This window comes from Spirosoma sordidisoli (assembly GCF_004138325.1).
In the GTDB taxonomy this organism is placed as follows: domain Bacteria; phylum Bacteroidota; class Bacteroidia; order Cytophagales; family Spirosomataceae; genus Spirosoma; species Spirosoma sordidisoli.
In genome coordinates this window covers 268,685-288,642 of record NZ_SBLB01000001.1, presented here as the reverse complement: position 1 = coordinate 288,642, position 19,958 = coordinate 268,685, and the positions used below count along the sequence as shown (strand labels likewise).

Annotated in this window: 29 protein-coding genes; 10 read left to right on the top strand and 19 right to left on the bottom strand. The window is 54.5% G+C overall.

The features are described 5' to 3' along the window. Positions 1-2 precede the first annotated feature (2 nt). From EQG79_RS01470 to EQG79_RS01440, 7 genes are read left to right on the top strand one after another with little or no spacing between them, the layout of a single operon-like run. Positions 3-1,892 carry a hypothetical protein gene (locus EQG79_RS01470; protein ID WP_129599319.1) on the top strand — a complete coding sequence of 630 codons (1,890 nt, stop codon included), beginning with the start codon at positions 3-5 and terminating at the stop codon, positions 1,890-1,892. Next, positions 1,892-2,659 (top strand): hypothetical protein, encoded by a 768-nt coding sequence (locus tag EQG79_RS01465; protein WP_129599316.1) that lies wholly within the window; start codon positions 1,892-1,894, stop codon positions 2,657-2,659. The genes EQG79_RS01470 and EQG79_RS01465 overlap by 1 nt, the downstream gene beginning before the upstream one ends. Further along, positions 2,656-3,828, top strand: coding sequence for an SGNH/GDSL hydrolase family protein (locus tag EQG79_RS01460; protein ID WP_129599313.1), 1,173 nt, complete (start codon positions 2,656-2,658; stop codon positions 3,826-3,828). Before EQG79_RS01465 ends, EQG79_RS01460 begins: the two co-directional genes overlap by 4 nt. A 39-nt stretch (positions 3,829-3,867) precedes the next feature. After that, positions 3,868-4,206, top strand: a complete 339-nt coding sequence (locus EQG79_RS01455) for a hypothetical protein (RefSeq protein WP_129599310.1) — start codon at positions 3,868-3,870, stop codon at positions 4,204-4,206. A gap of 8 nt (positions 4,207-4,214) precedes the next feature. Next, positions 4,215-5,138: a hypothetical protein gene (locus EQG79_RS01450; RefSeq protein WP_129599307.1), complete on the top strand. Its 924-nt coding sequence runs from the start codon at positions 4,215-4,217 to the stop codon at positions 5,136-5,138. Next, on the top strand, positions 5,135-5,842 hold the full coding sequence (locus tag EQG79_RS01445) for a hypothetical protein (RefSeq protein ID WP_129599304.1): 708 nt from the start codon (positions 5,135-5,137) through the stop codon (positions 5,840-5,842). The genes EQG79_RS01450 and EQG79_RS01445 overlap by 4 nt, the downstream gene beginning before the upstream one ends. Before the next feature lie 4 nt (positions 5,843-5,846). Further along, positions 5,847-6,344, top strand: a complete 498-nt coding sequence (locus EQG79_RS01440) for a D-Ala-D-Ala carboxypeptidase family metallohydrolase (protein ID WP_129599301.1) — start codon at positions 5,847-5,849, stop codon at positions 6,342-6,344. A gap of 353 nt (positions 6,345-6,697) precedes the next feature. Here the strand turns inward: EQG79_RS01440 and EQG79_RS01430 are convergent, their stop codons facing one another. The 17 genes from EQG79_RS01430 to EQG79_RS01355 form a co-directional block, all read right to left on the bottom strand. Then, on the bottom strand, positions 6,698-7,057 hold the full coding sequence (locus EQG79_RS01430; RefSeq protein ID WP_129599296.1) for a hypothetical protein: 360 nt from the start codon (positions 7,055-7,057) through the stop codon (positions 6,698-6,700). Between the two features lie 2 nt (positions 7,058-7,059). Beyond that, the gene (locus EQG79_RS01425; RefSeq protein ID WP_129599293.1) at positions 7,060-7,281 is read right to left on the bottom strand and encodes a hypothetical protein; all 222 of its coding nucleotides are present in this window, start codon (positions 7,279-7,281) and stop codon (positions 7,060-7,062) included. 195 nt (positions 7,282-7,476) lie between these two features. Continuing rightward, positions 7,477-7,869, bottom strand: a complete 393-nt coding sequence (locus tag EQG79_RS01420) for an ASCH domain-containing protein (RefSeq protein ID WP_129599290.1) — start codon at positions 7,867-7,869, stop codon at positions 7,477-7,479. Next, positions 7,869-8,618: a hypothetical protein gene (locus tag EQG79_RS01415; RefSeq protein ID WP_165358816.1), complete on the bottom strand. Its 750-nt coding sequence runs from the start codon at positions 8,616-8,618 to the stop codon at positions 7,869-7,871. The genes EQG79_RS01420 and EQG79_RS01415 overlap by 1 nt, the downstream gene beginning before the upstream one ends. Before the next feature lie 219 nt (positions 8,619-8,837). Then, positions 8,838-9,044 carry a hypothetical protein gene (locus EQG79_RS01410; RefSeq protein WP_129599284.1) on the bottom strand — a complete coding sequence of 69 codons (207 nt, stop codon included), beginning with the start codon at positions 9,042-9,044 and terminating at the stop codon, positions 8,838-8,840. Next, positions 9,041-9,343: a hypothetical protein gene (locus EQG79_RS01405; RefSeq protein ID WP_129599281.1), complete on the bottom strand. Its 303-nt coding sequence runs from the start codon at positions 9,341-9,343 to the stop codon at positions 9,041-9,043. The genes EQG79_RS01410 and EQG79_RS01405 overlap by 4 nt, the downstream gene beginning before the upstream one ends. A gap of 12 nt (positions 9,344-9,355) precedes the next feature. Next, positions 9,356-10,156, bottom strand: a complete 801-nt coding sequence (locus EQG79_RS01400) for a DUF4494 family protein (RefSeq protein WP_129599279.1) — start codon at positions 10,154-10,156, stop codon at positions 9,356-9,358. A gap of 5 nt (positions 10,157-10,161) precedes the next feature. Beyond that, on the bottom strand, positions 10,162-10,560 hold the full coding sequence (locus EQG79_RS01395; RefSeq protein ID WP_129599276.1) for a VRR-NUC domain-containing protein: 399 nt from the start codon (positions 10,558-10,560) through the stop codon (positions 10,162-10,164). After that, on the bottom strand, positions 10,557-11,351 hold the full coding sequence (locus tag EQG79_RS01390) for a P-loop NTPase family protein (RefSeq protein ID WP_129599273.1): 795 nt from the start codon (positions 11,349-11,351) through the stop codon (positions 10,557-10,559). Before EQG79_RS01390 ends, EQG79_RS01395 begins: the two co-directional genes overlap by 4 nt. Before the next feature lie 31 nt (positions 11,352-11,382). Further along, complete coding sequence (locus tag EQG79_RS01385; protein ID WP_129599270.1) at positions 11,383-12,375, bottom strand: helix-turn-helix domain-containing protein; 993 nt, start codon at positions 12,373-12,375, stop codon at positions 11,383-11,385. Positions 12,376-12,384: 9 nt separating this feature from the next. Then, positions 12,385-12,507 (bottom strand): hypothetical protein, encoded by a 123-nt coding sequence (locus EQG79_RS31440; RefSeq protein WP_262708607.1) that lies wholly within the window; start codon positions 12,505-12,507, stop codon positions 12,385-12,387. Next, positions 12,504-12,884, bottom strand: a complete 381-nt coding sequence (locus tag EQG79_RS01380; RefSeq protein WP_129599267.1) for a hypothetical protein — start codon at positions 12,882-12,884, stop codon at positions 12,504-12,506. The genes EQG79_RS31440 and EQG79_RS01380 overlap by 4 nt, the downstream gene beginning before the upstream one ends. Further along, complete coding sequence (locus tag EQG79_RS01375) at positions 12,881-13,102, bottom strand: hypothetical protein (protein WP_129599264.1); 222 nt, start codon at positions 13,100-13,102, stop codon at positions 12,881-12,883. The genes EQG79_RS01380 and EQG79_RS01375 overlap by 4 nt, the downstream gene beginning before the upstream one ends. Beyond that, a complete protein-coding gene (locus EQG79_RS01370) occupies positions 13,096-13,623 on the bottom strand; it encodes a hypothetical protein (RefSeq protein WP_129599261.1) in 528 nt (175 codons plus the stop codon). Before EQG79_RS01370 ends, EQG79_RS01375 begins: the two co-directional genes overlap by 7 nt. Positions 13,624-13,664: 41 nt before the next feature. After that, a complete protein-coding gene (locus EQG79_RS01365) occupies positions 13,665-14,030 on the bottom strand; it encodes a hypothetical protein (RefSeq protein WP_129599258.1) in 366 nt (121 codons plus the stop codon). Between the two features lie 160 nt (positions 14,031-14,190). Next, positions 14,191-14,508, bottom strand: coding sequence for a hypothetical protein (locus EQG79_RS01360; RefSeq protein ID WP_129599255.1), 318 nt, complete (start codon positions 14,506-14,508; stop codon positions 14,191-14,193). Next, complete coding sequence (locus EQG79_RS01355; protein WP_129599252.1) at positions 14,505-14,774, bottom strand: hypothetical protein; 270 nt, start codon at positions 14,772-14,774, stop codon at positions 14,505-14,507. Before EQG79_RS01355 ends, EQG79_RS01360 begins: the two co-directional genes overlap by 4 nt. A 191-nt stretch (positions 14,775-14,965) precedes the next feature. On the opposite strand from EQG79_RS01355, the gene EQG79_RS01350 reads away from it, so the two are divergent. Together EQG79_RS01350 and EQG79_RS01345 are read left to right on the top strand one after the other, a co-directional pair. After that, positions 14,966-15,910, top strand: coding sequence for a LexA family transcriptional regulator (locus EQG79_RS01350; protein ID WP_129599249.1), 945 nt, complete (start codon positions 14,966-14,968; stop codon positions 15,908-15,910). A gap of 2 nt (positions 15,911-15,912) precedes the next feature. Further along, positions 15,913-17,310, top strand: a complete 1,398-nt coding sequence (locus tag EQG79_RS01345) for a tyrosine-type recombinase/integrase (RefSeq protein WP_129599246.1) — start codon at positions 15,913-15,915, stop codon at positions 17,308-17,310. A 182-nt stretch (positions 17,311-17,492) separates the two neighbouring features. On the opposite strand, the gene EQG79_RS01340 is transcribed toward EQG79_RS01345, so the two are convergent. Both EQG79_RS01340 and EQG79_RS01335 read right to left on the bottom strand, forming a co-directional pair. Further along, positions 17,493-17,966: a DinB family protein gene (locus tag EQG79_RS01340; protein WP_161492717.1), complete on the bottom strand. Its 474-nt coding sequence runs from the start codon at positions 17,964-17,966 to the stop codon at positions 17,493-17,495. A 12-nt stretch (positions 17,967-17,978) separates the two neighbouring features. Continuing rightward, the gene (locus EQG79_RS01335; protein ID WP_129599240.1) at positions 17,979-18,683 is read right to left on the bottom strand and encodes an esterase family protein; all 705 of its coding nucleotides are present in this window, start codon (positions 18,681-18,683) and stop codon (positions 17,979-17,981) included. A gap of 373 nt (positions 18,684-19,056) precedes the next feature. Here EQG79_RS01335 and EQG79_RS01330 point away from each other — a divergent pair, with 373 nt between their 5' ends. Further along, the gene (locus tag EQG79_RS01330) at positions 19,057-19,902 is read left to right on the top strand and encodes an alpha/beta hydrolase (protein WP_129599236.1); all 846 of its coding nucleotides are present in this window, start codon (positions 19,057-19,059) and stop codon (positions 19,900-19,902) included. Positions 19,903-19,958: the final 56 nt, after the last annotated feature.

Here is a 19,958-nt window from a genome sequence, read left to right as displayed (position 1 = left end):
CCATGCGTAACCGAGTTCACTACCTCATATTGTTTCTGCTCCTGAGTTTGCCCGCGCTGGCTCAGGAAAACTTCAGCTGGTCAGGCATTGCCGGCACCATCATCGAGAAGAACGTCACGATCAATGATGCCTGGACCGGCACACCCACCGCCCAGGCGTACTACCGGCCGGGTGGGTCGCTCATTCCTACCAGTCAGCAGCCGGTCGTGACTAAGATTGCCGATAAACTGTACGTCCGTTTCAACGCCACTAAAAGCATGGCCGAGCGGACGTACATCGTCATCTCGACCGGCGCCACCGTGCGCTATACCGGCTATCTGACCCTGACCATTGGTACCATACCACCCACGACAGGTGGGGGCACCGGCACTGGAACGGTTACAGTGGCAGGCGTACAGGGCTTGTCGGGGGCCCTCAACGAACGGGTGGCGGTGACGGCCTACCAGCAGGATCGGGATCAATTGGTCAATCTGATCAACCAGCGGGCCACGGCGCAGCAAGTCAATGCTATCCAGCAGACGGCCACGTCAGCGATCAGCCGGGTATCCAGTCTGTCAGGGGTTCTGGCGGCCCGGGTGCAGACTAAAACCACCATACGGGCAATGAACGCTATCAATACGCCAATGACTCCGGACGTGATCGATGTGAAGGGCGTAGGGGGCGGTACGTACTACCTGGATCCAGCTGATACCAGTACACCAGACAATACGGGCACGGTACTGGTCACAGCGAACGGGCTACGATACAAACTGATGCAGGCAGGTCCTGTCAGTATCGAACAGTTCGGGGTGACCTACAATGATTTCGGGAAAGCGTCCGCCAATACTGCTGCTTTAATTAGGGCTTTAGCATCGGGAAGGGAGTTAACGGCTCAGGCCAGTAAAGTGTATACCGCCGGGAGCGTTACGGCGGTTACAGGCACAACCATTCGATTTAACGGCAATGGTGTGATTTTCGAACATATCACGCAGAACGACCTGTTCAATTTCGCGAATGGCGTGTCGGGGAGTATCCAGAACGTCAATATCAACGCGGGTATCAATATGACCGGCCTCGACGCAGTAGCCTTGCGCATCAAATGCCAGCCCGGCCGTCAGCCAGGTATCGTTTTACGAGACGTCAAAGTGAGTCGGGCAGGAGGTGATATAGAGTGGGGCAAAGGCATTATTATAATCGACCCGGATAATGCGGTTGTATCCGATGTGACGATCGATGGGCGAGGGGATGCCAGTTTGGGGTCTACGGTACCCACCTTCAATGGATTAGAGGTCACCTGTACCCGGGCTGCCGTATCGGGCGTATTCCGGAACGTGAAGGTGTATTCCGGGGGATTGTACGGGGTTTTCGTACGTAGCCCGACAATTGCCGGATTGGAGGGTATGAAATGGACCGAATGTGATGTTGTGGGAATGGATTATGGATATGATATCGAATCCACCGCAGACTTTAACGTCTACATACCCACCCAGCTAACGTTTGTCAACAATCACGCGGAGGTCAAGAAGCGGCCCTTCCGACTACGCAACTTTATTCAGGCTACAATCAGCAATTGTCTTTTTTATGTGCTGGCCACGCCCTCCCGGCTGGGTACCGGTATGGAACTGTTGAATACCTCCCAGGTCAATGTTCAGTCTACCGGATTATATAATACGGGGAACGGCCCCATGTATGGTATTATCGTTGGAGGAGAAGGCACTATCGATGGAACGCTGCGCGACATTACAATTAGTCAGGGTACGGGCTCCTCTAGTAATGCCGCTATTATCTTATTCCCGACAGCTAATAAGTGTTTCCTTGACAACATACGACGTACGGGAGGGTCATCTACAGTTGTCAACCAGGGGTCGAATAACGTAATCGGACGAACATTCAACGCTGGCATTCTCGAATAATGCGCTACCTCCTCACCTCCGCATTATGGCTCTGGGCTGTCGTTTCGATGGCCCAGGGCAACCTGCCCGTTTCGCTGGCATCGAAGCCGATCCAGCTGTTTCCCTCGTCGCCGGCATCTCTAACCGGCACCATAACCGGCTCGCCGGTGTCGCTGTCGGCGGTATCCTACTACCAGGCGGGCGGGCGTATGCTGCCGGCAGCGGATCAGCCCACGCTCACGCGTTCGGGAGCCACCTACTCGCTGAACTGGACGGCGGCCCAGACGGCCCGGCAACCCGGCGAAATCTGGTTGGAGCTACGGGCCGAACAAACGGTCGTGCGGGCTGATCGAATTCAGTTCGTGCGGGCGTCGCAGCCGGTCAGCTCGACTTTGGGGCTGGCTCCTGTCAACGTGTCGAACCTGACCGGGGCGGATCTGGTACCGCTCAGCAACTCGATTGCGGCCGTCAACGCAGTACTGCCCAATAAGCTCGATGCCGGTATACACACCTCGTTTGTCAGCCAGTACAACGTCGACAAAACGAACACCATGCTGTCAATTAGCCAGAAGGCGAATGCCAGCGACGTGTACACAAAAGCCCAGATCGACGCCAAAAAAGTCGATACCTACGAAGTCAATACGATCGCCGACGCCAGGGCACTGACGGTACCGGGCAAGTCGGCCGACTTCATCATCAAGAGCCACCCACCGTATGGTCAGACGCGGGCCTACTGGTCGGGTACCAAGTTTTTTATTTCCCCACTTCTTGAAATCGCTGATCAATGAAAACGCTTATCCTGCTACTGTTCTCCCTTGTATCGTTTGCCGGTTTCGCGCAGAACGGTTTTCCCACAACGATCACCAACCCCCGCCTAACCGTATCGGGGGCGTTCAATATTGATGAAATTGTCGAGACTGAAGGCCAGCAACTAAGCTGGACGTTTGGCGTGTCGGCCCGCCCCGCGTCAACCAGTTCCGCCCTCAGCATGGGTACTATGCCCAACTATAACCCCCGCATGTTTATCGCTATGTATCGGAAAACATACGTGGAGTGGCAAAGTAGCTGGCCGGTACAACTCAATATGGGTAATTCAGATTGGTTCGCTGTCAACTACAGCACCATTTCTACGGCCGCCAAACGAACCGGACAGGTTGAATACCGCCGTAACGTCAATTACCCGCTCGAATCTATTTCCCTGTCAGGCCATCGGGTAGGTGACTCAATTAACGCTGTGGGTCTTACCGAACTCACGCTAATGACGAATGATCTGAACCCGCAGGCCAACAGGAAAATCTTGTGGTTGGGCGATTCTCGCACGGTGGGCACGTTGAACGGTGATATGAAGCAGGAAGAAATCATGCAGTGGGGCGTACAGGCGTGGATTAATAACCAAGCGAAAAGCACTAGCGGCAATGTGTACCGCTCGGTCATCGTAGCGCGTGGGGGAATGAAGTCGGGCGACATTGTGAACGCACTGGAAAACCGCCTGATCCGGGTTGAAAATCCAACATTCGTTGTCTCGCTGTTTGGCCTCAACGACCAGGGACAAGGCGTACCTGTCAACACGTACGAGGCTAATACACGCCGGGAACTGGCTATCCTGCGCCGAATTTACCCCGATGCGATAATTGTCAAGCTAACGGACACTCCCGTGGCCAACACCACTAAGAACACGGCCGTTGATGCCTATCGAAACAAACTAGTTGAGGTGGTTACGGGCCTGAATGATCCGAAAATTAAGGTAATAGACCTACGCAAAGCGTTCGACCGGACGCTAGGGCTATCAGTTTGGGCTGCGTCTGACAGCAACGGGGGTGCTGTCAATGTAGTGACGGACGGCGTTCACCCCGGCACGGCACTAAGTCATCAGGGGCTCATCAACGTCATTACGACCGGCACCAATTTCGACGGCACGACGACGACCGGACTGCAGCAACTAGGGATTACATTCTAGGATTGTCCTAACCCACTCAACCCCTTAAAACGAATCGCTGTGAACGAGTTTCTGCAGGAGTTAGCCACCGCACTCAATGGCTTTCCGCCTATTCTTATCGTGCTGCTGGCTCCCTTCTGTGGGTCGCTGGCAGCCTGTATTGTGGTCGGCATCGCCGGTGGTCCGGATGCGGATTCGCCTGGCAAGATTGCGGGCCAGTTCGTGGTGGGCTGGCTGGCGGGAGCCTTCGGGGGGCCGTTGCTGGCGCCCATCTTCAACGCCCCCGCCTATACCATTGGCTTCGTTGCCGGAGCCAGCGGGTACTGGGGCATCAAAGTGTACCTGAAAAAAAAGCAGGATGAAATTCTAAACAAGCCTGGAGGTCCGGGCAACCCATGATCATGACCATGAAACTGTTTGTCGCGGAGCTCTGGCATTTTGCCGCTGTATTCGTCGTTCTGTTGTTCTTCGTCGCCTTCTACATCCGGTGGATGCAGTCCTACCGGATCTCCCATGGCCACTTTCTGATTGGCATGGGAGCGGTGGGCAGTACGTTCGTGGCCCTGCTGGTGGCCATGTTCGCGTTTTCGTACCTGGTCGTGTTTCTGATCCTGTGCCTACTGGGCGCGGGCATCTGGTTGATTTATAACGACTGGTATTTCTACCGCTTTCCAATTGGTAGGGAGGTGCTGGCCTCCGTCGACGTGCACCGCGCGACGCTGGGAGCCAACACCCGCCTGGGTCGCTACCTGCGCCGACGGCAGGAGTCTCAGCCTGCTATTTTTAACTCCCTGGTCTGGCTGATCGGCGCCTGCCTGCTGGTCGTCTCGCTGTTTGGTTTCGGCTTCTACCGGGTCGTAACAGCCATTGCAGTAGGCGAAAAACGGGCGGTGGCCGCTCAGAAGGCCGCCACGGCGGAGGTCAAGCAGGAAGTCGTTCAGGTGCGCTCGGAGCTTACCCAGACGTTTCAGGAAGCTACCGACTCGCTGAAGGCGGGTCAACAGGCGATCGTCGAAAGCACGCAGACGGTGAACCGGGAAACGGCGAAGCTGGCGGCCACGGTGGCCAGAGAAACCAAAACCGCCAACTCCCGACTGGAGCGGAAACTAGACCGTACCAACGCCAACGTAGAGCGTGCTCGAAAATCGGCCATCATTATTCCGGCTCCCGTTCGGTCCTCGCCCCCGATCAACCTGCTGAGTCCGGATCGGGTCAAGCCGGTACCGGTAGATGTTCCTCAACGACGCAACCGGCATAAGGTGGGGTATACTGAAGCGGACCCCTGCGATTGTGATTCCCTGTTGGCTCGTAACCCCTACCTATATCAATGAACATAGCCCCTGCTTTTAAAACCTTTGCCCTCGTTGCGGCCGTGTGCGGCTCGCTGTTCTGGGGCACCCAGGAGTGCGGTAAGAAAGTCGAAGCCCGCAACGAACGCGATCAGGCCATTGCTGAACGTGATTCTGTGATTACTGAGGTCTCGATTCGTGACAAGCGGATCAGTGACCTCAGCGGCTTACTGGCTACCTGCAAACAGCAGGCCAGCGACGCCAAGGCGTACGCCTACACGCTCGCCGACCAGCTGAACGAGGCCGTGGCCACCGTTGGGCGATCCGTTGCCGGCATGAGTCAGCAACAACAACGTATTGCCGCCTTAAATAGCCTCGTTCGGAACAAGTCGTTACCGTCAACCCGGCTGGCTGATCTGACGGCTCAGGCGAATCTGCCTACTCCCGTGCAGGCAGATTCTGAACTGGTGGCGGCCGTGGCCAAAACGTCGATTTGGCTGGAAATCTACCAAGACTCGACCGCGAAGCTGCTGAAAGCGGTCGCGACTGCTGAAGGGCAGACAAAAGCGGCTGATCAGCGGGCGCAGAACGCGGAAGTCTCCAGTATCTACGCGGAAGATCAGTTCGTCGAGGAAGCCCAGACCAAAAGGTTTTTGGGCAAGGGTCGCAAAAAGGCGATGCGGAAGCGGGCGGCCAACGTCCGACGCGTGAGGGAGGGAACCAACATCACTGATTTAACCAAGTAACTGAATGGTAGCGATCGCAACCCCCGTTTACCCTGATTTTGGTAAGTGGCTAACCTATGCCGAGGGCGTGAAATCTGCCGAGGCCATCCGGCGCGGCATCCTGAACGTGCCAACACTGGAGCAGTATAATAACATGGTGAAGGCGTATAATGGCCTATACGTGCCGATCTGCGAGCAATTCGGGAAACTGCCCATCACCAGCTTTTTCCGATCGGCCAAGCTCAACGTGGCGGTCAAAGGGTCGAAAACCTCAGCGCATATGTCAGGGCTGGCCATCGACATCGATTGCGACGGGCTGAAACATGTGTCGAATAGCGACTTGTACAAATGGATTCGACAGAATCGCTGGACGCTGGGTTATGACCAGGTGATTACTGAGTTTCCAGACGCGGCCGGTAAGCCCTCCTGGATCCACGTCGCGTATCGAGCGACTGGCAATCAGCGACGGCAGGGGATGCGGGCTGAGAAGCGCCCTGGCCAGGTCATCTACATCTACGAATGAAGTATATTGAGAGGAGTGTTTACAGGTCGTTCGAGTTTCGGGCGGCCTGTTTTTTAACAAAAAAGCCGACCCCAAGTAGGGAACGGCTTTCCAATTCTATCCACACCATTAGGGGCATTGCCCCCTTTGATACTGCAAAGCTACGATCTTTGTCCCATGGACAAACTGATTGAGTTCTTCAAAACGGCAACATTGCCCCCCACGTCGGCTAGAAATCCCTTCAAAATCAATTCCTACGTCGCTGTTGAAGACTGGGATAAATTTCTACCGAATGCGTTGCAACGTGCGCAGGCTGGCGACGATGAATCGTGTAGGTTGCTCAGTCAGCTGATGGAGAAATTGACCAAGCCTTATTAGTCTTGTGGCTCTGTCAGCTGAGCCACTCGCCTGAGATCGTCGTTATCCAGACACTGGAGCGATAACAGGTCAGTCAAGGCGTCGTAACAGCCATTGCGATAACTAGGGGTTGATTCCAGACTCAAAGCCATCGACAACGCATGTACAGCCTTTTTCACGTTGTCAGGCATTACAGCTAATTTTTGCCGAACCAGATTCTTACGCATTTCAGCATTTATCATTCTGGCTAACTCACGCTCTAGATCATCAACATCATACCCGATTTGGTGTAATTCATCCTTTCTCTCAGGTAATAGTTCGGCAATCCGGTTCAACACCTTGGTCAGTTCGTCGAGAGGGAAATACTTGTCTGCCATATTCAATTCAGCGTTTGAATGTGATTGTAGGTGGCCCGCACGTCGCTGGAACGGAATATTTTCCCGCCCGGCTTGTTCCCGGACACGATCAGCTGCGTGTCGTTGTCGCCGGCCGCTTCGATCACCGTGTGGGGCTGGCCAGCGGCCATGAAACATACGTAGTTGCTACCAGTGCCGTAGCCGTTGGAGCCGAGTAGGGATTTGATTTCTGACAGTTTAGACATTGATAGGAGGTTTAAGTTTTCTGAGAAGTCGGCCAATCACAACGGCTTCGCGGCCGGAGTCGAACCGTACCAATTGACTTCCATTTCGGCCGCGGATGCACTTGCCGTCCTCCCGCAATACAGCGGTGCAGCTGGCGCCCTTCAGCTGCGGGTCCGTGATCCGGTCACCGAGGTAGGTGTATTGAGTAGCCATATTCAAAGGTAATCCGGGTGATCTAGCAATTCTTTGAAACCGGGCCGGTAGATGCGAATGCCCTCGGGTATCTCTACTTCATAGATACTCAGCTGCCCTGTAACGGAAAATTTCTCGGACAGCCAGCGCAGGTTACGCAGCCTCCACGAAAAGGCATTAGGGTATATATCACAACGGGCCGCATTTTCATCAGCGGGGGTCATAGGCCGGCAGTCGTAAACTTCGACCACGCAGACGGCTTTGCCCGCGTTGGGTGTTTTGCTCGATTTGCTGGCGCATATCAGCAGGTCACCCCGATACTTGGTCGACCATGTACGGGTTTCTATGGTCTTAATGCCGTACTCGATTAGGGTGGCCCACGGGTCAGGGCTATCTTTCAGAGTAATTGCTTTCATCACTGTATGGGGTTGATGCCTGTGACAGCCTCTTTCCGGGCATTAGCACACTCCCCATGCCAGATCCGGTCATCGTTCCAGTTACCATACGCTGGCCCCGTGAAACCACGCTTGCCGCAGATGCAGCATTTATCCCAATAACGCCGTTTGAGTTGCTGCCATGGGTGAAACTGAATTGACCAGTGATGCACATGCCAGCGGGGGTGCTTGTACCAAGGCCGATGAAACCGGCGATACTGATTCCAGATCATCCGAAACATATCGACAAACGATTCTTCATCGTGTGGCTTATGGTGCTGCTTAAAATTGTCGCCTGGGGCGGTAGCCAGTACCATTATAAATTCGAGTTCGGCCGCTGACAGGAAATTTCGGCGTCTCCCATACTGCCAGCCCTTTTTTCCGTGGGCTTTTATAGCCCGCCAAATCCAATACACGATCTCGTAGGTTGATTCAGGCTGGTTGCAGATATACGCATAGTCCTTGCCCTCTTTTTCGGCAACCTGACGAGCAAACAGCTCACTGTATTGATGAATGGCAACCTTTTTCAAATCCGCCCATTCCTGCTCGTGGTACATAGGTGTTGACCACCCGCAGCTGTCATCACTTCTGCGACCCTGCTTCCGTGTGCCATCGGGAAACCGAAAATTCAGCGGGTCATTATGCCAAATCGTTATAAACGACGAGCGATAACCGCTTTTATTTTTGAACGGGTATCGTATTTCAAATGCCACTGTCTTAGGATCATGCATGTCATTAGTAATTATGGGTAATTGGGTAACTGGTCAGGTGAATAATTCCGGCCAGCCGACCCCCGCCCTGATATCATCATGTCATCGCCAAATGTGAGAGAAAGCAGGGAGGGGTGCGGTTGGTTCGGTTGGGTCAGCGTCGGCCCATTTTTGACAGAAGAAGTCTTGACGCTTCCCGGAGCTAGTAGGCAGGTGGCCCGCGGTTGTGGAGAGACATGATTAGTTAGAGTTAGACAAATCGGTAATGCTGATGTAGGCTTTGTCTCTGACGATCATCTCGTACATATCAGCCCATTTCTTTTTAGGCTTCGCGTTGTAGTCGATGAAATGTTGGCGGGTCATTTTGACCTCTTTGGCGACGGGCTTGCCGTCCTGCATGACGTGAAACGTGATCTTCATCACGTCATCGGGTTTTACCTGGCTCATGAGAACAGATTGGTTTGCGCGGGCGGTGGCGCCATTTCGCCGGTCCACAGTGTGATTAGATTGTCTAGGATCCGTTCGGCCTGCTTCGACCTCTCCAGATCGCTACTGGCCCGGGTGCGGAAGTACAGCTTCTGGGCGTCGCGTACGGCTTTGGCAGCCGATAGCACGTTGACGAAGCCGTCGATGGTTTTGCATACAGCCTGATCAAGTTTAGGGTAAAGACTCTCGTCAACTTCAGCGCGGCCATCGGCGTCACGCAGTTCAATCAACAGGTTTTCAATTTCTGTGCGGTAAGTCATTGGAGGTAGGGATTAGGCGTTGGCGAGGTATTCTTCGAGGTGTTTGTCGTCGTCGTCGGGCTCCGTTTCCTGGTCATCCGGAGGAGGAGCCGGGAGCGACTTCGTACGGCTGCGCTTGCCTTTGGGCAGCTGGCCTACTGGCGTCAGGGTGTCGGCCGATGGGTCAACCCCGTTCTGCAGATCCTCTGCCTCTACCTCTTCGATGTTGTTCCGGATCACCATCGCCGTAATGGCGTTCGGGTCGGATTGGGGCTGTTCCGGTTTGGGATCGAGGTCGAGCGCTGTCTGATTTGGATCCGCTTTTTTGTTCTTCTTCCGCTTACCCGTACCGGTGTGGCCAGCCGCTTCAAGATCTTCCATGCGCTTCCTGAAGTCCTCAACCCAGACAATGTTATCCTTGTCGTATACACCCAGGATTTTGGTCTTATCGCAGTGGGTGATCTCGTAGTCGTACAGTACGTCCTTAAGCCGCTTCCGGACCCGCTTCTCGGCCTGAGTCGGCGAGTCGGCATTGACGATATGTTTATCGACGGTTTTACTTTCGTCGCCGAAGTCGCAGAGCACTTTCACGACGTAGAAATCGCCTTCAATTTCGCTGATCGGGCCATCGGTCATTTTGTAGACGTCGGACGGCCGGGGTTTACTGAACGAATCGACGTCAGGCTCTTTGATGCGCCCTTGTAGCGTTTCGATGACGGTGGCTTCCAGATCGGTCAGAGATATGCAGCGAAACAGGTACTGCTCAGAAACGATCTTGTGTTTGCCCTCTACGTAAGTTCCATACTTGATGGTGGTTTGATACCAGGTGGACATAGTTTTTAGGGATTGAGATACTGATTGACTTGGGATTGAAACTCTTCGAAGGTGCGCGGCATAATGACGAGATAGCCAGCCGCCCGCAGGTAGGCATGAACGACAATCTGTTCGGGGCTGGGGGTGCCATTCACCGTTTTCATTTCGATGAACAGGGCACCGTATTCGCCCGATGGAAAGCAAAGGATCAGATCCGGGAAGCCTGAAAGCATGCCTTCCGCTTTCAGCATGGCAGCCAGCTTGAATGATCGCTTGGCGGCATTGGGCACGGCGACCAGTAGGAGCTGGGGGTACTGGCGTCTGAACCACTTCACGCAGCGGGCCTGCAAACCGTGTTCTTCCTGGTCGACGTACTGGGCGCGAAACTCGGCCGCGCTCATGTTGTCACTCTTCCGTTTCTTCATACCCGAAGGCTGGGGGCGTTAGGGCTGAACTCGATGAAATTGAACATCTGAATCATGCGATCGTAAACGCGGCCATCATAGGCCTCCTGTATGCCCTGTTCGCTGGCGTTCGTTGTCAGATGCGTGTACGGGCCTCGAACGATCCGGTACCGGGTTTGCAGCAGTACGTCCATCAGATTGACCCGCTTACCCATGTGTACCGCTTCGCCTTCCGCGCCAAAGTCATCGAACTGAACGCCCAGGTGTGTTTTGCCGTAGTAGTGGTGCACGTTCTGAGTCGGGATCAGGCCAGCGTACTGATCGATGATGTTAGAGCCAACTTCTTTTTTGCTGTAAGCCATCTCCAGCTCCAGGCACGAAATCACGATGTAGGGGGCGTAGGGGTTGCGGGAAAAGAGCTCGAGCATATCAGTCTTGCCACAACCTTTCGGGCCGCTCAGCAGGATGCCCTTTCGGAGATCAAACACGCCCGGCTCAACGCCCATCAGTTCGCAGCCTTCCGTTTCAAATCGAGCGTCTCCGGTGAAATAGTAGGCCAGCGTCTGGTAGATGTGCTCGTTCCATTTGGTGAGCGAAAACGGCTTTCTCCAGAATTTTTGTTTAGCCATTGCTTCACCCCGCTTCACGACTTCAGCCATCAACAGTTCGGGTGTATCCGGGATGAACGAGGCAGCCGCAATCTTCTGGGCTAGTTTCTGCCCTTCGAGAATGTGGTGTTTTGCCTTCTGGCCGGCGACGAGTAGCGAGGGCAGATTTTGCGCTAACCAATCCTGCTCCTCCTCCTCAGTCAAGGCTGGCCAGGCCGTGGACGGGTAGCCCGAATTAGTCGGTAACTCGACGGTTAAAACCCGAGCGGGTTGGTTGTGCTGGGTCGGCTGTGGCGGGTACGGGTATTCTCGGACCTGCTGTTCGATTTGCGTTGCCGGGGTTGTTTTTAGCGTTTGCATATTGCTGTTTTTGTTGATCATCCAAGTCTCTTTTGTGCCAGCGCCCTAGCCGATCGGCGATATCCCAATCATCCATGGTTTGCCATTTTTCTAAGCCGATGTTCTCCGGGATGCCTTTGCGGACGATGCTTGTCCAGTAGCGCAGGAAGGGCACGTAGATCGATCGGGGGTACTCGTCGGGGAATTGAGCGTAGTAGTCCAGACATTCGGCTTGCACTCGTCCGTCGCCGTACACTTTGCCTGCTGGTATCGGTATAGCCAGGGGGGCGGGGGGTATGGGGGGTGGGGGCGTTTCTCCAGGCGATTGTTGAGAAACAGAAAACCGTCTTTCGCCCGCATTGCCAGCGTTTACAGTTTGGTCTGTTTGGCTGTTTGGCGTTTGGTATTCTTTATATATATGGGAGTTCCTCAAATTTTGAGGTTCTTGCTGAGGAACTTGTTGAGGATCTTCTTGAGGTTCTTGCTGAGGAACTTGCGGTAAATGTTCCTCAGAATTTGAGGTTCTTTCGGGTAGTTCCTCAAAATTTGAGGATGTTTTTGAGGAACTTATTGAGGATCTTTTTGAGGAACTCGCCGGGGCAATCAGCCGGTAGTTGCCGCCGATCCGGAAGCCTTTTCCGGAGCCTTCGAACTCGATCAGGCCGCGACTGACCAGCACCTTTCGGGCTTTGTCCAGGGTGTTCGGAGATAGTCCTGTCTGGGTGCAGAGGTGGCCGTCCATGTAGCGCATGGAATCGGGCCACTTTTCGCCCTCGCCAGCCTCATTGAACAGGGCAACGAGACGCCCGTACAACAGCGTCTCATTGCCTGTAAAATAGTCCTGACTGTGCTTTGCCCAGAAGGATTGAATAAGCCTGATGTAATTCATAGGGGTGTACTAATGCCGCGCCCACAGGGCAGGCGCAACACATTGAAAATAGAGGGCGTATTTGCAGGCCAGGGCGGCCAGAGCGAGGCCAATGCAGGCCAGTATCAGGTAGGTTCGCTGGCGGTCGTTCATGGCCGTATGTCTGTGGTGGTTTCGTAGATCATACCCGCAGCCACCACGTCGTACCAGAGCTCATACATACTCACTTCCTCCTGAGAGGCTTGTACGTAGTCGAGCAGGGCGTAACCCAGCCCCTGAATGATCATCATCCGGACCTCATCACAGTGGCCGGCCGAAAAGTCGTTTTCGTAGATGCGTCGGCTTTTCTGAGAAACCTGGGTAACTCGTTGTAGACCGGTGCCCGTCAGCTTATCCGAAGCGGTAGTAAGCCAGAGTTCGACCAGAAAAACGGTATTGCTTTCCTCGGCCGGGTCTATTTCTCTGCGGAAGCACTCGACGAACGTATGGGCGATTTGATGCGCCCGCTGATTAATTATTGGCTCATTCATGGATAGATAAAGGCTAAGAGTAGATAACAGGCAATCAGGAAGATTACGAAACCAATGCCGCCGATTTCGGCGCGGTGGCGACGGTACCAACGTCGAATCTGGTACCGCAGAGGAGGGGCGGTCTGGTTGCTGAGTAGTATCGCCCGCTTAATCGGATGGTAGTAGCGAAGCAGAAACAGCAGGTTGGCAATAGCCCAGAGTGAGAGCAGGATCAGCATGACTGTAGCAGGTTGAAACGCTCAGCCAGAAATGCAGCACGCAGGTATTCAGGAACCCTCTCGACGATTACGCTAAACGTTTCGATGCCGATGAGTTGGACGATGGCCGATTCGTGGGCGATGGCTACCTGTTCGAGCTTTTTCAGCGTCTCCGCGTGGAAATCGCGAATGGTAGTACCCTCTGGCATGGGCAGGGCTGTACAGATTCGGTAGGGTAGCAGCTGGGCGAAGGCGTTACGGCTGTCGCAGCTTTCGTACAATCCGGCCTCGGCCATCTCATCAATCATTACCGCAATCAGGCTTTCCGTTTTGATGTCGAACTCACGAGCCAGCAGCAGGGCGCGGGCAGAAAAGACGGCCCCGTGGTAAGCCTGAGGAAATGTCCATTGCAGGGCGTCTTGCAGATACTGCTCATCGTTGATGACGGGCGTAATGCGAAGCGCATATTCTGCCGACCATGCGTTCAGTAACAGCTTGCCAATTTTCGTCTGTTGGTCGGTCAATACGGTTGTGGTTGTCATGGGGAAAGGTGTTTAGGCCCGCCGAAGCGGGCCGGTGAGGGTTAGAAAAGTTGGTCGGCTACTACCTGCTGGCGAATGGTCGGGTTAGGCATCACAGCGCGTCGGGTTGCCCAGGCAGCAGAAGGGCAGGTGGCAGGCTGGGCGGTCAGCGTATCAGCGTTGATGTCGATCCGGTGCAGCTGGCCAGAGCCGAGATCCGTTACCGGCACGCAGAAGGGCAGGGGCAGGGTTACCTGAGTACCCATGATCGGAGTCAGCGCGGTGATGGTCGCTACGCCGTTTTCAATCGTGTAGCTGGCCCGCTGCTTCGTTTCATAATCAGTCGTGTAGCGGCCGCAGAGGGTTTGCAGGTTTGCCGGGCAGTAGCTGGGCGAGTAGAGGGCGAGGGTAATCACGTGGTTTTTCATACTTTTGCCTTGTCGTTGTTGTTAAATCGCAATGCTAAGTACGTACTGGTACGGGAAATTTGCAAGTTTATTTACAAAAAAATTTGCAACTAAATTGTACATTGTACGTACTCAGCCAACAACGTACCCGGTTCGGCCACTGGCTGGGCCGGGTTTTTTATTAGCACACAGTGTGCAAAACCTCGATAATGCGCCCATTTGCGTCTTGTGTAGACAATTTTTTTTGCGCCGTTAGATAAACCCGCACGCTCTCCAGCGTAATTTTTTCCTTCCCTCCGTCGCTCACGACCTCGATCGTCTGTTTCTGCGTCAACCGCCACAACGTCGTTTCTGAAACCCCCAGCATGAGTCGAGCCTGGCTGCGCGTGACTGTTCGTTGTGACAGGAACAGCTTTCGCAGAAACTCATTTTCCTGTCGTAGAACCTGGAACTCCTCTCGCAACTTATTAAACTCCTCATAACTAGGTACGTATGTCATGATTCGATCAATTGTTTAACCGCTAATACGCGCTCGTTATCAGCTTCTTCCTTTAATTTCTTCGCTTTTTGGATGGTTTCTAAGATTTCATCCTCCGTCCTTTGAGTAACTCCCTTACCACCACGATACAAATAAATCGTTGTGTGGCTTGCCGGTCCCAGGCTCGCCAGGTACTTCACGGTGAAGGAGTCTATGTCCGATTTGATGCGTGCGAATAACTCCTCATTTGACTGAATAGCGGTGATGCCCTGCTTGTGTCTTCCCATTTCCTTGCATTTTAATTTGCATATTTACCGTACAGGTAGGTTTTGCACCGCCTGTACAACCTTGAGCAAATATGCAACTAGGTACGTGATATTTGCAAGAAAATTTACAATTTAATTTACAACGTAATTTTCTTGATGTTATGATGTCCACGGCCGTTTACAGCTTCAGCACGTTTAAAGCGCCTTTTCGTATGTCTTCGTCAGCTGACGACCAACTAAAAATCAGGGAGCGCATCCGCCGACTCATTGCCGAAAAGGCGGATGGTCGTCAGCAGGATCTGGCCGCTATGTGCGATATCCAGCCGAGCGCCCTGTCTCGTATGCTGGCTGGCACCGACAAGTTCACCCGTCGCCAGCTGCTGAAAATCGAGAAGGGTACCTCCGCGCGGCTCCAGTGGCTGGAGCTGGGTATCGAGCCGGTTTATCATGCTGAAGGGGCGCCTGAGGAATCGGAAAAGATGTACGAAGGGCAGATGCTGCGGGCTTACCTCGAACGTAATGGCATCGAGCAGGCCGAGCTGGCCCGGCTCCTCAACAAATCGAAAACGACGCTGGCCGGCTATTTGAAATCGGTTAACCTAAACCAGAAGAATAAAACAGCTATACTCAACGCCCTTAAGGCTACAGAAATGGATGTATTCGGCTTTGCCAAACGTCAGCTACCCAATTACGAAAACGGCCCACGCGTGCGATCTGTCGAAGTCGGGGGCCTGCGGATGGTGGACATCATTCGTATCCCTATTTCTGCCCGTGCTGGGTACGGCTATGATGCGTTTTTCGCCGATGTGCCCAGCGAGCGCGAATACATACCCGTATCCGAGGACCGGTTGTACCCTGGCGTGCATGAAGATCGACACGTCATCGTCGAGGTGAACGGCGACAGCATGCAGCCCGTTCTGGAGCCCGGTTTTGAGGTGATGGCCTACCGGATGCCCGACGGCATGTTTCCGCCCCTGAACAAAATTGTCCTGGTCGACTTCCACGAGCAGCTCACGATCAAGCGCCTGGTCGGCGTCGACTGGATGGGTAAGTCTGTTACCCTGCGGGCTGAGAACGGCGGTGCCGAATTGAAGCTGCCTATGGCCGAAATCCGGGCGATTTACCACGTGTACGACTACTATAAGGCTCGTCTATAAGTATGGGACGTACTACGCTGGCGGTAACGCTGAAGCCCGAAGCCGGGCGCGATGGACAGCACGTAGTACGTATCCGGATTACCCGCAACCGGGAGCCCCGCTTCTGGGCGCTCAGCCTGTCGATCGATCCGAAGCATTTCAACCCCGAAGGCAAGCCCGATCGCTGCAACTGGGTCCGCAAGTCGCACGTCGAATCGAAAGCCTACAACGATCGTATTCTGTCAGCGTATCGCCGGGCCGAGGCTGTGATTGCCGACTACGACGAGAAGGGCCAACCCTACACCGCCCTGCAGGTGCGCGACACGTTAACGACCGGAGGCCCGCCCGAACGGCTGTTGCCCTTCCTGGTGGCTCACATTGCCAAACGTAAGGCCGACGCCGGCGACGATCTGTCGAAGCTGACCACCGCCGAGACCTACGCCGATCTGCTGACCGTGCTGCGCGGCTACCTGCGGGAGTCGTTGAGTGTGCCTGCCCGGGTGCCTGATACCGCTCTCGACGAACTGTCGTGGGCCTTCTCGACCCTGACTAAAAAACATATCCTCGATCTGCGTGTCTGGCTGCAACAGCATTACGCCGACAGCAGCGTATCGTCGTTCCTCTCGAAGCTCCGGCACTTGTTGTACCAGGCAGCTGACGCAGGCCTCGTCTCCTACGAACATTTTCCGATGCGGGGCGTCCGGATCACCGTCACCCGCAAACAGGTCCAGCGCCTGCGTGTGGAGGAGATTGACCGGCTGGCCACGGCGCCGATCGAGAAAAAGCACCGGGGCGGGCATCCGTCGGTGACAGATCCCACTCATGCCCGGCCGCTGGCGCTGGCCATGTTCCTCTGCCATGGGGCCAGGGTACAGGATGCAATTACCTGGCGCGTGAGTAACTACGTCGTGGAGGGGAGGGAGCACCGGCTGCGGTACCAGACCGGCAAGAATAAGAAATGGTTGTCGGTGCTGTTGGATGAGGAGGGTATCGAACTATTCGCCCCGTACCGGCTCCGTGCCGATGGCAGCCCGAAAGCGACCGATGATTACCTGTTCCCCTACCTACCTGTCAACTTCGATAAGCTGCCGGCAGAGGAGCGTTTCCGGGAGCTACGGAAATGTAAGAACCGGGCAAAGGCTCAGATTACCCGCCTGGGGGAACGATTAGGGTTCGGCAATCGGATCACGGCTCACCTGATGCGGCACAGCTTCGCCGATATGATGCGCCGGGAGGGGGTGCCGATCGAGGTTCGACAGAGTGTGCTCGGTCACTCGGACATTAGAACGACGAGGGACTACGACGACCAGTTCGACCAGGCCGAATCGGACTCTGTTACCACGTTGTTGTACCAGCGCCGGAAACGGTCCGATCAGGACAACAACGGTACAACAAATGTGAAAGCTGACCCCGAAACATAACGTGCAAAAAAAGCCCGTTGTCGGGCTTCGGGCGTCTATATGAAAGGAAAAGGTATCTATTTGTTTTCAAGCAATTCTATTGACCAAAAAGGATACCTATTTTTTTCATACGGACAAGACGGGAAACCCGCCTGGTTTAGCTTGGATTGAACGTGAGACATGGAACGGCCGGGCCGTTTACTTCATAACATGGTTTTCAGATGATGTTCTAAATGGGCAACATAATCCTCGATCAGCCACCCCAGCGTCAGGGTGTCGTCGGTCGGGTTTTCGACCCGAATCGGTTTGCTGAGTAACTCAGCCGGTATTGCCTCGGCCACGTAGATAATCTGGGTATTGAGGCTGCTCCAGAGGCTCAGTAGATGGTCCAGCGGCAGGTCCTGATACCGGTTGGCCAGCACCAGTTCATCCTGCTGGTAGCCCTGAAGCCGGTAAGGACCGTCGGCCAGCGGGGCGTCGGTAAATCGCTTAAGATTGTTCAGCGCCGAGTCGATCAGGTGCCCCAGTAGTTGTTTGCGGGACCATTTGCCCGGTAGATGGTAGGTCAGATCGGCCTCAGAACAGCCGTGTAACCGTTCCGGTACCTGTACCAGATGCGTGCGAAGCCGGTCGAGGGCTGGCGTAATCGTGCCGGTGGGCTGGGCGTAAGCGATCATGGGCCACATTGGTTAGATCATACTCAGATAGCGCGGAAACTGGTCTTTCCAGACGGGCCAGTCATGATCACCCCAGGGCGTGATGTCGAGCGTATGCTGGATGCCTTTACGATTCAGAATATCCGACATCTGGATGTTGCCGCTCTTGCAGAAATCATAGGCTGATGTACCCAGCACAATGTTCATGTGGTGGAACTCCGGGTTCTGGGCGTTGGGCATAAAATCGGGCGGGTTGTTAAAATAAACGTTGTCGTCATAATAACCACCCAGAAACGACCGGACGTCGAAAGCCGCGCCCATGGAGAACAGATGCCCCACCTGGTCGGGGTGCCGGAACGCGAAATTCAGTGCGTGATAGCCTCCGAAGCTGGCTCCCGCCACCCCTATTTTACGGACGTTGCACTCGCGCTGAATACCCGGCACGAACTCTTCGCTCAGGAACCGGTCGTATAAAACGTGGTTCCAGATGCGGGTGCCGGGGTGCAGATGCCTGGCGTACCAGCTGTCCCGATCGATGCTGTCGATGCAGTACAGCTTTACTTTGCCCGTTTCGACAAACCACCGTGCGGTTTCCGTTAGCCCGAAATCCTTATATTCATAATAATGGCCCATGGAGGTAGGAAACAGCACAACGGGGTAGCCCCAGTTGCCGTAAACCAGCATCTCCATGTCGCGGCCCAGGTGATGGGAGTACCACTTGCGATAGTCTTCGTGCACGGTGTTGGTTGATGTTGAGATCAGAAAAAATACGGGTCGAAATTAGCCAAATAGCTGGCATCGGCAAAAACAGCCGCGCGTACGGGAAAAATAATGGACTCGGTAATCCGCTCAGCCCGAGCGGAAACCCTGTAACAAGGCGCTGGCGAAGGCCGGTGAACCGGATGGTCGGGCTGGAGATTCGTTGGTGAATGCGCCGGGTGGCCTAATTTTTTTTGGTCTGCACCGGCCAGGCCCTTATTTTGTCAGTCAAAAACAACGGGATGACGGAAATGTAAAGCTGATCGGTTCGGCGTATCCAGCCGTTTGCTGGTTACCTTTACCTAACCGGATATCTGCCGAGGTGATACTACTACTACTTGTACTTGCACACATGACTGAACCATTACCGGCTTCTGTTGCAGCCGATCCGGTTGCCGTAACCGTCCGGCATGATGATTCGCTGGTTTCTGTACCCCTGAACCGAACGGTTCGGCTCGATGTCATTCTGCCGCCTGGTCATCAGGCCGGTGGGTCATCACCAGCGCGCTGGCCGGTTCTGTTTCTGAACGACGGGCAGGATCTGCCGCAGCTGAACATGCAGGCCATACTGGATTCGCTGTACAAGCAGCAGGCCATCCGCCCGTTTGTGCTGGTGGCTATTCACGCGGGCGACCGGATTCAGGAATATGGCACAGCCGCCCAGGCCGACTACATGAAGCGAGGGAGTAAAGCGGCTTTGTATACTGATTTTGTACTGACCGAACTGCTGCCATACGTCCGGAAACACTATCCGGTCAGTGCCGATGCGGCCGACAACGTATTTGCCGGCTTCTCGCTGGGCGGCCTGTCGGCTTTCGATATCGTGTTTCACCATCCCGATCGCTTTAGCAAAGCAGGCGTTTTTTCAGGCTCTTTCTGGTGGCGAAGCCGGGCGTTCGACGGGAGATACTCCGACGATACCGACCGCATCATGCACGCCCTCGTTCGGTCCGGATCATATGCTAAAGGGCTGACGTTCTGGTTTGAAACGGGTACCGACGATGAAACCAGCGACCGAAATAACAACGGAATCATCGACTCGATTGACGATACGACAGACCTGATTGACGAACTGGTCAGAAAAGGCTACGACCGAAACCGGGATATCCGCTATGTGGAGATTTCAGGTGGTCAGCATAATCAGGAAACCTGGAGCCGGATCATGCCCGATTTTCTGACATGGGCTTTTGCCCCATAACACCGGGTTAAACGCTGTTTCCTGCCGGTTTAGCGAAACAGCACGCTGAGCCGGGC